We start from the raw sequence: 11,767 nt of genomic DNA, 5'->3' as shown, positions 1-11,767 counted from the left end.
GGGTTCCAAGCGCATTTTTGAGTTTTTTTAATTTTCTCCCTGCTTTAGACGAATATCGTCCCCGCTCGTTTCACTCGATTTACCGCTGACTTTCCTGTTGGTTCATCAAATAAAACAGATAATCGGTCGGGAACCCCTCATATCCTTGCTGTCTCAGCATCGCAGTCACATTGCCCCTATGATACGTCCCGTGGTTGACCACATGCTGCAGAATCTCAGAGAACCGCGTATTGAGACTACCGTACTTCGGATGCTCGATCGTCATCTCCTTGTCCGGGCCTGGCGTTCGCTGCAGCAAATCTCGGTACTGTTCGGCGACGCCGGCGAACAGCTGCCGTGTCTCGTCCACTGTTTTGCCTTGCGCTTGCTCCGCCCAGACCGACATCCTCGGAAAAATGTTCTCGTTCGGAACTCCCGCGAGCACGCATAGATAAAGCTGTTCGAACAAGTACATATGCCCGAACGTTTGTGACACGGACGGGAAAACGCTCGTTACTTCCGCATGGAACACTTCCTTCGGAAGCTGCTCTAGATGTCCGAATAAACGCTCGTTCGCCCAAACGTGATAATCGTACAATTGATGCGTTTGTTTAAGCATGGGTGAAACCACCTTCCTTTATTCATCGTCGTTCGGCTGCTGCAGTCTTTCCACTATCATACACCGGGTTTGCTGACAACTGTTGTCAGCGAAGTACAATCGGAATCGTCTGCATAATGTTTTGCAATTCCTATCGCTATTTCCTGAATGCGATATTTCAGATCCAGCGGCTCCCGAATGCGAATGGCCGTGCCGAACGTCATCAGATACATTGGAAGATACTTGTTCATTGTTGGGGTATCGAGCAGGAACTGCGCCTCCCGGTCGGTCCGTTCCGTCAAATAGTGGCGCATATGCCAGTGGSCGCAAACTGCGTTCAACGTGACCGGGTCCCCCTCGATGCGAATGACCGTCAACGGTCCGTCCGCTTCTCGTTCCCGCTTGGACTGGTCATGGAAATAGGCGGACGCTGAGAAGTGCTCCGGTTTTTCGAACCGCATATCGGTCGGCTCCAGCCGTGCGATACGATCCACGCGGAACGTCCGAGCCGCTTGTGACCGATGGCAGAACGCGACAGCGTACCATTCGTTTCGGACATAAGCCAGCCCGTAGGGATCGATGTTACGTTCGCCCGACTGTTCCGCATTTGGTTTACGATAGGTGATGCGCATTGTTTGTCCGTCATCCGCCGCCTGCTCCAGGTCTCGCAACAACGGAACGACGGAAGGCGGACGCGACAGAGCAATCACATCCATGCCGCTCGTCTGACGGGTCAGATCGTGAAGCTGATCTTCGTGCAGCCCGTTCTCCACCTTCTTCAACACGCTTTCCAGCTGTTCTGTATAGGGGTAGCCAGCGCCTTGCGTAAATTTAAACGCGTCTACAAGCGCCTTCAGCTCTAAGGGATTGAAAAACAATGGTGTCTCCTTGAAGCTTTCCATAATGCGAATGCCGCCGTCATGTCCAGGTTCCGCGACGACCGGTACCCCGCTGGCACATAGTGCGTCGATATACCGGTACACGGTGCGGACGCTGATCTCCAAACTGTCTGCAATCTGCGCGGCGGTGAGCTTCCTTCCGGATCGCAGCATCCACAGCATAGACAGCATGTTATCCCATTTTGCCATAGGGGCAGCCTCTCTTCATCGCGTAATTGAACCTCATTTCACTTTGTAAAAACTAAATATTTCGTTCCTCATACTCAAAGGGTTCTTCGCAAGAGTACATTTCATGAAAAAACCCTTTGTACGGGATATCGTCTTCCAAACACTTTATAAGATACGACAGCTCCTCATCACACTTTGGTTCCTCACCGTTGTTCTGCATGACCTCGAATGCGTCAATAATATTTTCCAAGAGATTTACTTTGATAAATAAAGGCACCATTTCCAACATCGAATTTTCAATCTGGGCCTCGGATCTGTATCCCGCGAGGACTGTTTCAAAATAATCATCCATAAACTTTTTACGTTTACCGGCGTCTGGCTCAAATTGTATCCAGCCCACTCCGCTTGTCCAAAGGCCTGCCAAGTCAAACATATACCAACCGAAACATGAATTATCGAAATCATATACGGTTATTTGTCCGGTATCAAAATCGATGGAATAATTCCCATCGTTGTAATCAAAATGGAGCATTCCGAAAGTATCCTGGTTGCTGTCCAATCCTTTTAAGGTATTAAGGAGCTCTACCAGCTTCTCCTTAAGCAGAGATAGGGAGTCGGGGATCAATTTATCAATATATTCGGCATTGTATTTGTCAAAAAAACTATGCCGGCGATGGACAGGCATATACCCTTTTGATATTTGATGCAGTTTTCCCAGGACTTTGCCGCAATTGTAATAATATTCGGTAATTGGAGCTCCTTCTCGGTACTGATAATTATTTTCTACAAGCATTTTTCCTTTAGCCTTTTCAAACAGACAGACAAAAAAGGTGTGGTTATTATGTCTGATCTCCTCCAGCAGATTCCCCATCCGGGAGCTGATTACATTTGAGACACTTCCCCCATGCTCGAATAAATATCTAACATACTCAACTTCTCCCAGAAAATCTTCCCGGCTTCTGTCAGGTAAAAAAGCGATTCTAAGTATTTTTGCGTCGGCGCCCTCTTTCACACAGGTATATACGACATTCCTTCCACCATCATGAGCCGGAATAAGCTGAATTTCATAGCCTTCTAATCCGAACAGCTCCGATACTACTGTAAGCAAATAGGTATCACCGATTGAAACAACCTCGTTATAATTCATACAAGTTCCTTTCCGCACAAACATTTATTTTTTCTTACGCTATAAAAAGAACGTACCACAATAGCGGCACGCTCAATGGACTTTTTTGATCATTTTACTCTAATGGGCGCAAACCATTCCATCTGACAGTACTCGCCATCGTATGCATTCGTGTCTATTTTTTCCACGAARAATTCGCTATCCAGAAGCTCATATTTCCCTTCGTTCTCCTTTGCAAGCCTATCGATAGCATGATATAGCGCCTCTGCCCGCAGTTCACTAATCTCCTCATAATGATGGTTCCCTATATAACGAAAACCGACGCATAAGGAAGCAGGGACGGTGTCGCCTGAAAAGCCGTCAGGAATATCATTCAGATTCTGTACGCGTATAGATGGTAGATAGTGCGTCCAACTAAATGATGGATCAAGTGTCTTTGTTAGACCATAATAAATATTGGGTTCTACTGGACTTGGCACTTTATGCCGATTGTTCCACCAAAACTGCTTAGCAGCCTCGGGCGCTTTTGTCGGCGCTTCAGCAATTTCAATTCGATACATTTGCCCAATTAAATGAAACGATGGCATCATGACCATATTCGGCCCGTATACCAAGTTTCCGCAAACATTATTTTTCGGAAATAGATGAAGAGGAGCTGTTATATGAATGTTTCTTCCGGAATGTCTGCATTCGCCAGGCGTAAGCCCATATTCGCGTTTAAACGCGCGTATGTAGGTTTGCTCATGTTCATAACCGCATTCGATTGCAATGTCGAGAATTCGTTTCTCGGAAAGCATCAAATGCTCCAAGCTGGCGGCAAGCTTTCGAGAGCGGATATAGCTTTGTAGCGGCACGCCGAAAGCGAACTTGAAGAGTCGACGCAAATGAACAATGGAAATCGGGAGATCGACCACATACTCTGCCTCCCTAGTACCAGAAACATTTTCTTCTATTCGTGATAGAAGCTCAGACAAAAGCTTGTATAATTCCATGCAACACTCCTAGGATATTATTGTTCCTTATCATTAAAATACATAAGGACTATTAGCAAAATTATACCATGATATGGAAAACGTTGTTGTTTTCTGCATTTAAAAAAGGGGCTGTCTCAAAAGTCATTTTGCGATTTTTTGAGCACTACTTAGAACTTATTTTCATCGAGAAAAGGAACCTCAAGCTCCACTATACAGTGGAATTTGAAGTCCTTTCATTTGAAAATGGGGATGTTCCCCTGTCATGCAAAGACTTTTGCGGCAGCGCCTGCAGCAGCTTCATCTAAGTGCAGAAATGCACTTATTTAACCAAATCTTCTTCAAATCTGCTCAATTAGAGGTATTTGTACACCTATTTGCAACATTCCAAACTTGTTTGTTAAAAACAGGTGCACTTTTACACTTATTTACTCTCCACTATTGGTTCGCGCACATTACAATCATACGACGATCATCGCTGATGCTGGATATGGTCAGTCTGAGTTATTATGCGCTACAAGCAGCAAGCAAGGGAAAAACTGAGCTGCGAGAAAGGATATTCGCTGTCGGTAAGACGAATGATTAAACCCGAAAGTGTTTTAGGGCAGATAAAGAATAATCAAGGATTCCGGCGTTTCTGCTTCGCAGCTTACCTAAGGTRAGTCTGGAGGTCGGGTGGCTTTCGCTTGCCCAYAATCYKATGAAGCAAGCAACCATAGACCAGAATAGAAAAATAGCAGTACAGGAATAGCTCTCCTGTACTGCTATATATTTACCAATACACCCGTTCAAAGCGAGCTATTCCTCAGCGAGCTTGATGCTTATGGGACAGCCCCTAGACATTCTTATTACGATTCGAGCTTACAGGCCTCAAGCCCCATACAGTCCGAATTTTCGCTGTTGCTTATTTAATATTCTTTTTTAATTACAAAAAACGAACCTCGGATTGTTCCAGCTAGTTTAGACTTTTGCCTCGCAAACTTAAACTTTCCTTCTAACTCCATTGGTACTTCCATCCCCTCGGAAAGCTTAAAGCCAACGGCCCGCTTCTTAGCGTCATCGACCGTATACATGACATTGATTCCAAGACCGTCTTCATAAAAGACGTAAGCAAATTTAATATTCTCCACTTGAAAACGCGACGTTTCTAAAGGCTTGGCCGCAAACGCAATATCACGCTCTTTCAAAACTTGGTTCACATAATCAAGTGTATCCTGACTTTCGCTAGCCGGCACAACCGTAAATTCATGTTTGTATTTATTCATAAAGTAACGGGCTTCATTAGCGCGCAAACCAGCAAGCGCTTCTGCTACAGGTGAAGACTCTAAACCAACCGTAGACACATTTTTAAAATCAACGATATAAGACATGTCCATCACTCCTTTATTACATTATTTCCAACAAAACTTGTCATTATTTATAATATCATTCCTTATCCCCACCATTCTACCACGCAAAGCGGAGAAAACAGAAATGATATGCGGTGCGGGTTCAAAAGCCTTCTTTACCTGCTTCGGTTCATAAATATGGACGAATCGTCACTTATGCTGATCACTAATTTAACTTAGAATTACCGTATAAGTCTGAAAAAGGCTGTGATTATAATGTTAATTAAAAGAGACAAATGGTTGCAATATCGCATCTTTCGCAGCAGGTCCTCTCTCGCCGGACGGTTGCCACAAACACAGTTGCTTAAGAAGAACACCTTATCGAAAATGCTGCTTCAATATCAAAGCGTCGTACTGAAACCTCGCAACGGGAGTTACGGAAGGGATATCGTGTTCATCAAACGGAACGGTACGAATGCCTATCGTATTCATAACGAACAGAATGCAGTTACCATGAGAGACACTGATAAAATACTCAAATGGCTCCGTAAAAAAAACAGTGCTCATGGATATATTGTCCAAAGACGTCTGCAACTTGCTCAAATAGGGCACAAGCCATTCGACATTCGCATAATAACTCAGCGGAAAAAAGGCTCTTTATCCCCCTGGAACGTGACAGGCTCATACGCAAAAGTAGCGGCGCAAGGATATTTAGTCACAAATGTGACTAGCCGCACCATTCCAGTGCTTGAGGCGCTAAAATTAGCCCGAATCGGAGATCGGAGCTTGCTTGTCAAAGCGGAACGGATCGCACTATTGGCTGCCAAAAGACTTGGAGAGCGTTACCCCAAGCTTAGACAAGTCGGGTTCGATATAGGCATCGACAGAAAGCATCGAATTTGGATCATTGAAGGCAATTATCAACCGGACTTGCGCCCTTTCCGGCTCTTGAAAGATTCCTCGATGCAGCGCAGAATATCATGGTATAAGAAACATTAGAGCGAAAAAAAGACGACCAGCCTTTTATCCTTGGCTTGTCGTCTTTTCATTTTTATAACCTATACTTGATCATGCCCCGTTTGGGATTTTACTTGCGTCTACTTGTACTTACAACACGCGTCACTTGGAACTTATTTACCCCTACCTGTATAATGGCAAACTTGCTGAAAGAAGTGCCGGAAGAAGTATACGGTTCCGCCTCAATATTTCCACTCGGTGTTCTAACCGTTGCGGTGATTCTAGTCACCAAGCAAACTCCACGGCTAGAAGCTGTCCAAGTCTCGTCACGCTGAACCGCATAATTGTCGTCACTACAAAAGATGGATGCATATTCAACTTTTCCAAACGCATTAAACGATGTGGAGTTAAATATCTGAACAGGGTCGTAACCCGTAGGTCTTCTATTTCCCATCTACAAAACCTCCTTGATATTGGTATCGTTCATTAAATGCAAATTAATAGATTTTGGTAAGGTATAAATGTGGACAAGGAAAAAAAGCACGTTTGTCCAATGGTCGCGAGGATACGGCAGCATATGATGATGCACCTCAAACAAAAAAAGAACCACCCTCGTAGTTAAACAGGTGGTTCGACACTATAGGTTTAAAACAGCGAGCGCTATTACTATGCTTCTCTTAATCACCACTCATAAAAGTTTTCCTCGACCAGCAACTCAAATGAATCCGCTACTAACTTAATCTCCCCGGTATCGTGATAACAGATGTGTACCTTTCCTAACCGATCGATGATAATCGGGTCGCCGGAACCATCCATAGAAATGACATAACTAGTTCGTAAAACCTCTGCGCAGGGAAGCTCCTTGAATTGCTCTCGGAACTCCAGTGTCAAATCAATAACCGTTTCATTTCCGAGACTAGAGCCATTAGAGAATGCATGTACCGCAAGACCTGCATATGCTCCGCCAAACGTCCTTATAAAATGTACGTAATCTTCATGAAAGCTTACATTCAGCCGTTGCTGTGCCTTAGCAATTTCCTCTTGGGTCGCCGGAATGCCTACTAGTGTGCTATTATCCTCCAGATGAAGGAAATTCTTTAATCTCTCCATTAACGCATCCTTCATAAGTTAATCTCCTTTGTACACTTTCTCCTCTACTAATGTGACTAATAGCTATAACTCTCCCTCAAGAAACTTAATGAGGTACATTTCAGGCTGCACGAGAAACTCTGTAAAGCTGCACAAATCCGCATACTCCTGGTGCTCCACGTCATAACAGCCTACCAAGCCTTTTTTCTTCGGATTCCATACTAGCTGCAGATCAGAGCAATTGTCGATATCGGCTGACAGACGCAACAGCTTTTGCCTGCCAACTTTCATCTCGATCGTATCAGTTAATGTAAAAAAATCGATATACCCGATTTTATATTCATTTTGCGCAAGCTCAAGGCGCAGCTTGTCTCCAATTAGAAAGCTGACCAGTTCATCGGTCAGTTTATATTTTTTTAGCTCAAACTTTTTATTTTCCATATTATGAAGCTCTGCCGGCTCCAGCGATTTCAAATAGTCAGCCAAGATTGTATTCTTATTGCTGACCGCAATCGTATACGGGCGCTCGCCGTCCTTTTCCGCAAAAGTCACGTCCGCACCGCGTTCGATCAAAAATTTGACCATGGCCAGATTACCCATGCGCGCGGCAACGGTTAACGGAGTCGCTTGATAAGGATAGACCATATCCGGTTTATTATAGTTGATGTCCACCCCATGATCGAGCAAATAGGTGAGTGTCTTATAGTCATGATCCGATACAGCTTGACGCAATACAGCACCGCCATGCAACTTTATATCTAATCCCAGCTCATGAATGAGCCGGATATTGTTTTTGTTGCCATAGTAGGCCTGTGAATACGCGCCAGACCCGATTTGATTGGGCTTGTCCAGCTTGGCTCCTTGCGCTGCAATGTAGCGAATGATGTCTTCCTTGCAATAGCGAACTGCTCGCAAAAAGGCCGGATTATGATTGACATTCAGGTTGATCCCATGCGCTACCAGCAGCTTTACAACATCCATTTGCTGCAATATAAGCGCCAGATCAAGCGGACTTAACGTGGTATGCTTGCTAAGTATGATGCCAGCTTCAATATCCCAGCCTGCTGTAATAGCAGCCTGCAAAGCAGGAATATTTCCTTTGTATATGTGCATCGCAATTTCCGGCAGATCCTCGAACTTCCCAATATCTTTTAGATTTATCATTCATTAATCGCTCCTACACCTAGCTCAACTGTTATTTTCTGAAATTGCTTCGCACCCTTTTGACAAGAGCCACTGCTTCATAACGGCAAACGCCTGCTGTACATCCTGTTCATAGAAAACAGCCACCTCTTGTTGGTAAGCATAATTCAATCGTACATAGCCACCTAGTTGCCGGTAGAACAGGAAGCATGCATATGGGGTCTCAATGGACAAATCCGGTGGAAAATCTGCTTGGCACATCCCAGCCAAATCGGGTAGCGAAAGCTGATCCTGCCCTTGTGGCAAACGTAAAAAGAGATGGCTCCGAGTACCTGTCCACGGTTCATAATAGACAGCTTCATCTTGACTGATTCCATACATCTGACGATATATTTCGTCCAGCACCAAGGCGTACATCCCTTCGTCTTCCTGCTCCCGTTTCTGCAGTGAAATCGCCTTAACGTGCTCCGCATGCCGAGGCAGCCAGAGAAGTAAAGCCGTCTGGGGATGCACGGCCAGAAAATCACCGTCTACCGTTGTACCTATAACGGTACACTCACCGATCTGTTGCTCAGTAATGGGGCTGTCTTCGTCATGCTCCCATAACCCATACTCAGCAAAGGGTTTAAGCACCTCCATATCCGGCAGCTGAACATTCAACCACCCTCTGTAAGTCCCTTCGCCAAATCGCTGCAAAAACCGGAGGTAGCCCGGTGGATAAACAGCGCTGTCTTCCTTCGCAAGTGCTTGGTTTTTACCATCTGACAGCGGTTTTGGCCGAGATACAATGTACATAAATACTCCCMCTATTTGGACTATTAAGTCTGCCGCTGTTGGCAGTCGGACGTACTTCATGGAAAATTCTTTTCAAAATTCATATGTCCTATGACGATTTTGTTTTATATTCAACAGATTGGTTCTATAAATGTATCTTATTTCCATTATAGTGATCGCTTGTCCTGAGTCTACCTACTTTTCACCTGAATTTTGGAAATAAAGTTTGCAATGCTAGAAATATAGCCTTGCCCGTTCAGCACAATCTCCAGCTCCTTCCCTGTGTGCTTCGCCCCTCTTTAAAAATAAAAGAGGGTGTCCCTCTGTCATTTTATGACTTTTGGGATACCCTCTATCAATATATTCCGTATTCTTACAATAATATCCGACTTTCCACAACAAAATTTTTCACCTTACTTAGAATATGGATCACCATACCATCTGTTGGGCGGCATCAAAAGGCATCCGAAATCGTGTGCCCCTATCCAGAAGGAAAGTGCTGTAAGATGAAGGAAAAGAAAAGAACTCAAACATGGGCTTCCCCTGATTTTGACGATTCGGCTAATGACAATTTCCCATCTTCCATTCGGTATACCTTGTCGCAATATTCGAGCATACGCTCATCATGGGTAACCATAATCGCCGCTTTCTGGCGCAACTTCACCTCATGCGCAATTAGACTGACCACCTCATGGGCACGTTTGGTATCCAAACTTGCTGTCGGCTCATCCGCCAAGATGATGTTGGGATTATTCATTAAAGCACGAGCAATCGCTGTCCGTTGCTTCTCACCGCCTGATAGCTCTTCCGGAGGGCTTTTTAACTTCAAACCCAGACCCAGCTCTTCCAGCAACTTCGTGGCGAATTCCTTATCCTCCCTTTTAACCTTTCCCGACATCCTTTTTACTATTAGCAATTGATCAAGAACATTTAAATAGGGAACCAAATTCGATGATTGCATAATAAATCCGATTTCTCGTAACCTAATATTAGATAGTTCTTTCGCAGTAAGCGTAGAGATATTATAGCCATTCAGCTTAATCTCTCCTACGGAGGACCTAAGCAGCGCTCCAGCAATAGATAAGAACGTACTTTTACCAGACCCGGACGGTCCAACTACAGCAACAAACTCACCCGGCTCCACTGATATTGACACATGATCGAGTGCCGCGATTCGATTGCCTCCTTCAGCATAATATTTTGTGACTTCACTCATTTGCAATCCCTTAGTCATTATTCAAACCTCCCGAGCGCTTTGAGCGGATCAATCTTTGTAATCTTGCGAACAGATACGATCGAACTTAACATAGCGATAATTAGCAAGATAACAGAATACGTGACGACAAGACTAGTTTCCAGCTTGAATGGCATACCCTTCGGCATAATGGCAGCTGTTCCATAAGTCAGTAAGATTCCAACTACAATACTAGTCAGCGAAAGCACGAACACTTGTGATACAATAGCTTTGCCCAAAAATCTGTTACTAGCACCAATAGCTTTCATAATGCCGAATTGGTTGGTCTTCTGCATCGTAATTACATAAAAGAACACCCCAAGCACGAATGCGGAAATAGCGAGTAAAAATGCAAGCATCATTAAAATAGTGCCGTTCTCTTCTTTGTACCCTGGCATTCCTTGAACGGCTGCCGCTCGGGTAACCGTATCCGTATTTAATAGCTTACTATTAATTAAATCTGGAGCGATATCCTTGCCTTGTAACATAATCGCATTAACGGGCCCTGCAACTCCTTTATCCGAACCAGGAGCCGCGAAGGTAATCTTCCGCCATTCAGCCATTGGAGTAAATACTGATGCAACGTGGTTATAGGTCTGATTCTCAACATATCCGATAATTGTCAATGATTCCGTCGTTCCATCTAACTGAAAAGTGTCACCAATATTATAGCCCTCGTCCTTCATGGTTGAATTCACCACGACACCTGTAGGATTCCCAGAAGATAGGCTTTCCCCTTCTACGATAGCCGGTTCTAAGAAGCTTCCTGGAATAATTCCTATAATCGCTATGTCCATCTTATCTTCATTCTTGGTGCTTTGCTCCTTAAGCGCCGTTGCCATCGTTGTTCCCATGGGTGCGGCAGCACTCACATTTGGTAGCAGCTCCACTTCCTTAATCAATTGATCAGACAGTAACGACTTGCTCATTGAAGACTGCGACCCTTCTTCAAATACGACATAATCAGCCTTCATTGTCTTAAATGTTGACGCAGCTAGCGTAGATAGTCCATTCCCCAAACCTGATAAGATGAATACTAACCAGGCTATCAGTACAAAAATAATGACGATCATTAAAAATCTCATTTTACTATGCATCAATTCCTTCATAGCTAAAAACATTTTCTTTTCAACTCCTTATCTCTATTTTTCTGACACTTGTGTCAATTTTATAACACAATCGCGCTTGTCTCATTAATTAAACATTATAAATGACACTTGTGTCAAATTAATTCCGAGACTAAGGCTAGCTCTTAGCTCCCCCGATCCACATTTGAAACAACAGCTTTCCCCAATCAGGAATAGGGATATTCAGCATATTAGGCGTATTAATTAAGTTAAAAAAAACACCAATAAGTACAGGCAATGGGATATCTTGCCGTAGACTTTTGCCCTTTTGTGCGCGTTCAAACAAGCGTGATAATTGAATTTTAAGGGTCATATGTGCTTCCTCAATAAATTCAAGATCTCGCGCTGCTGCAGAAGAATTAGCAGTATTAATT

Annotated in this window: 13 protein-coding genes and 2 pseudogenes; 3 read left to right on the top strand and 12 right to left on the bottom strand. The window is 44.1% G+C overall.

From position 1 onward, the window contains the following. Positions 1-79: 79 nt before the first annotated feature. From AB4Z17_RS27690 to AB4Z17_RS27675, 4 genes are all read right to left on the bottom strand, one after another. Complete coding sequence (locus tag AB4Z17_RS27690; protein ID WP_441910913.1) at positions 80-598, bottom strand: DinB family protein; 519 nt, start codon at positions 596-598, stop codon at positions 80-82. A 56-nt stretch (positions 599-654) separates the two neighbouring features. After that, complete coding sequence (locus tag AB4Z17_RS27685) at positions 655-1,665, bottom strand: helix-turn-helix transcriptional regulator (RefSeq protein WP_441963365.1); 1,011 nt, start codon at positions 1,663-1,665, stop codon at positions 655-657. Between the two features lie 52 nt (positions 1,666-1,717). Further along, the gene (locus AB4Z17_RS27680; protein WP_441963363.1) at positions 1,718-2,791 is read right to left on the bottom strand and encodes a phosphotransferase enzyme family protein; all 1,074 of its coding nucleotides are present in this window, start codon (positions 2,789-2,791) and stop codon (positions 1,718-1,720) included. An 89-nt stretch (positions 2,792-2,880) separates the two neighbouring features. Next, positions 2,881-3,762: a helix-turn-helix domain-containing protein gene (locus tag AB4Z17_RS27675; RefSeq protein WP_441963362.1), complete on the bottom strand. Its 882-nt coding sequence runs from the start codon at positions 3,760-3,762 to the stop codon at positions 2,881-2,883. Positions 3,763-4,006: 244 nt separating this feature from the next. On the opposite strand from AB4Z17_RS27675, the gene AB4Z17_RS27670 reads away from it, so the two are divergent. Next, complete coding sequence (locus AB4Z17_RS27670) at positions 4,007-4,327, top strand: hypothetical protein (RefSeq protein ID WP_441963367.1); 321 nt, start codon at positions 4,007-4,009, stop codon at positions 4,325-4,327. Further along, a pseudogene (locus tag AB4Z17_RS27665) lies at positions 4,251-4,492 on the top strand (transposase); the annotation flags it as partial. The gene AB4Z17_RS27670 and the pseudogene AB4Z17_RS27665, both read left to right, overlap by 77 nt. 157 nt (positions 4,493-4,649) lie before the next feature. Here AB4Z17_RS27665 and AB4Z17_RS27660 read toward each other — a convergent pair. Further along, positions 4,650-5,111: a phage tail protein gene (locus AB4Z17_RS27660; RefSeq protein ID WP_441963360.1), complete on the bottom strand. Its 462-nt coding sequence runs from the start codon at positions 5,109-5,111 to the stop codon at positions 4,650-4,652. A gap of 234 nt (positions 5,112-5,345) precedes the next feature. Between AB4Z17_RS27660 and AB4Z17_RS27655 the strand changes: the two genes are divergently transcribed. Then, a complete protein-coding gene (locus AB4Z17_RS27655; protein ID WP_441963359.1) occupies positions 5,346-6,068 on the top strand; it encodes a YheC/YheD family protein in 723 nt (240 codons plus the stop codon). 88 nt (positions 6,069-6,156) lie between these two features. On the opposite strand, the gene AB4Z17_RS27650 is transcribed toward AB4Z17_RS27655, so the two are convergent. The 7 genes and pseudogenes from AB4Z17_RS27650 to AB4Z17_RS27620 form a co-directional block, all read right to left on the bottom strand. Next, positions 6,157-6,480 (bottom strand): hypothetical protein, encoded by a 324-nt coding sequence (locus tag AB4Z17_RS27650; RefSeq protein WP_076266536.1) that lies wholly within the window; start codon positions 6,478-6,480, stop codon positions 6,157-6,159. 227 nt (positions 6,481-6,707) lie between these two features. Continuing rightward, a complete protein-coding gene (locus AB4Z17_RS27645; RefSeq protein ID WP_441910921.1) occupies positions 6,708-7,151 on the bottom strand; it encodes an SMI1/KNR4 family protein in 444 nt (147 codons plus the stop codon). Positions 7,152-7,199: 48 nt separating this feature from the next. Beyond that, positions 7,200-8,279, bottom strand: coding sequence for an ankyrin repeat domain-containing protein (locus AB4Z17_RS27640; protein WP_441910923.1), 1,080 nt, complete (start codon positions 8,277-8,279; stop codon positions 7,200-7,202). Positions 8,280-8,303: 24 nt separating this feature from the next. After that, entirely contained in the window at positions 8,304-9,053 is a 750-nt protein-coding gene (locus tag AB4Z17_RS27635; protein WP_441963357.1) for a hypothetical protein, read from the bottom strand. A 505-nt stretch (positions 9,054-9,558) separates the two neighbouring features. Continuing rightward, positions 9,559-10,266, bottom strand: a complete 708-nt coding sequence (locus AB4Z17_RS27630; protein WP_441963355.1) for an ABC transporter ATP-binding protein — start codon at positions 10,264-10,266, stop codon at positions 9,559-9,561. Further along, a complete protein-coding gene (locus AB4Z17_RS27625) occupies positions 10,266-11,387 on the bottom strand; it encodes an ABC transporter permease (protein WP_441963353.1) in 1,122 nt (373 codons plus the stop codon). The genes AB4Z17_RS27630 and AB4Z17_RS27625 overlap by 1 nt, the downstream gene beginning before the upstream one ends. 124 nt (positions 11,388-11,511) lie before the next feature. Next, a pseudogene (locus AB4Z17_RS27620) lies at positions 11,512-11,767 on the bottom strand (TetR/AcrR family transcriptional regulator); the annotation flags it as partial.

This window comes from Paenibacillus sp. TAF43_2 (genome assembly GCF_052113545.1).
In the GTDB taxonomy this organism is placed as follows: Bacteria; Bacillota; Bacilli; order Paenibacillales; family Paenibacillaceae; genus Pristimantibacillus.
This window is presented reverse-complemented; position numbering and strand designations above follow the sequence as displayed.

Bases quoted from the DNA above. Each gene is read 5' to 3' on its own strand.
- AB4Z17_RS27660 (WP_441963360.1), bottom strand. From the start codon at position 5,111: ATGTCTTATATCGTTGATTTTAAAAATGTGTCTACGGTTGGTTTAGAG.
- AB4Z17_RS27640 (WP_441910923.1), bottom strand. From the start codon at position 8,279: ATGATAAATCTAAAAGATATTGGGAAGTTCGAGGATCTGCCGGAAATT.
- AB4Z17_RS27655 (WP_441963359.1), top strand. From the start codon at position 5,346: ATGTTAATTAAAAGAGACAAATGGTTGCAATATCGCATCTTTCGCAGC.
- AB4Z17_RS27670 (WP_441963367.1), top strand. From the start codon at position 4,007: ATGCAAAGACTTTTGCGGCAGCGCCTGCAGCAGCTTCATCTAAGTGCA.
- AB4Z17_RS27625 (WP_441963353.1), bottom strand. From the start codon at position 11,387: ATGTTTTTAGCTATGAAGGAATTGATGCATAGTAAAATGAGATTTTTA.
- AB4Z17_RS27680 (WP_441963363.1), bottom strand. From the start codon at position 2,791: ATGAATTATAACGAGGTTGTTTCAATCGGTGATACCTATTTGCTTACA.
- AB4Z17_RS27690 (WP_441910913.1), bottom strand. From the start codon at position 598: ATGCTTAAACAAACGCATCAATTGTACGATTATCACGTTTGGGCGAAC.
- AB4Z17_RS27650 (WP_076266536.1), bottom strand. From the start codon at position 6,480: ATGGGAAATAGAAGACCTACGGGTTACGACCCTGTTCAGATATTTAAC.
- AB4Z17_RS27630 (WP_441963355.1), bottom strand. From the start codon at position 10,266: ATGACTAAGGGATTGCAAATGAGTGAAGTCACAAAATATTATGCTGAA.
- AB4Z17_RS27645 (WP_441910921.1), bottom strand. From the start codon at position 7,151: ATGAAGGATGCGTTAATGGAGAGATTAAAGAATTTCCTTCATCTGGAG.
- AB4Z17_RS27635 (WP_441963357.1), bottom strand. From the start codon at position 9,053: ATGTACATTGTATCTCGGCCAAAACCGCTGTCAGATGGTAAAAACCAA.